At 66.9% G+C, this 508-nt stretch carries 1 pseudogene; it reads left to right on the top strand.

Annotated elements, in window-relative coordinates:
- Positions 1–508 (top strand): annotated as a pseudogene (locus A5651_RS14900) (dihydrodipicolinate reductase); the annotation flags it as partial.

Genomic DNA, 508 nt, shown 5'->3' with positions numbered 1-508 from the left:
CAGGAGGCGTCGGGTCCATCGCGGTCGACGCGGTGCATCGCCGGCCCGACCTCGACCTTGTCGGTGTGTGGGTGCATACGCCGGACAAGGTCGGGCGCGACGCGGGTGAACTCGCCGGTGGAGAACCGATCGGGATCACGGCCACCGACGATGCCGAGGCGTTGATCGGCCTGCGGCCGGACTGCGTGGTGTATGCGGCCAGCGGACCCGAGCGTGACGCCGGCGCGGTCCCGGATTATCTGCGGCTGCTCGAGGCGGGAATCAACGTGGTGTCAACGTCATCCACGAGCTTGGTCTACCCGCCGTCGTACTATTCACCGGACTGGCGCAACCAGCTCGAGGCCGCCGCTGAGGCAGGCCACGCCTCGTTCTACGGGTCGGGCATTTTCCCGGGGTTCGCCGCCGACTATCTGCCGCTGGTCCTGGCCACCCAGTCGTCACAGATCGAGAAGATCCACGCCTACGAGATCGGGCTGTACGACGACTACGGTGTGCCCGACATCATGAG

The organism is Mycobacterium sp. 1274761.0, from assembly GCF_001668615.1.
In the GTDB taxonomy this organism is placed as follows: Bacteria; Actinomycetota; Actinomycetes; order Mycobacteriales; family Mycobacteriaceae; genus Mycobacterium.
The sequence above is the reverse complement of the archived record's forward strand: the minus strand, read 5'-3'. Positions and strand labels throughout refer to the sequence as shown.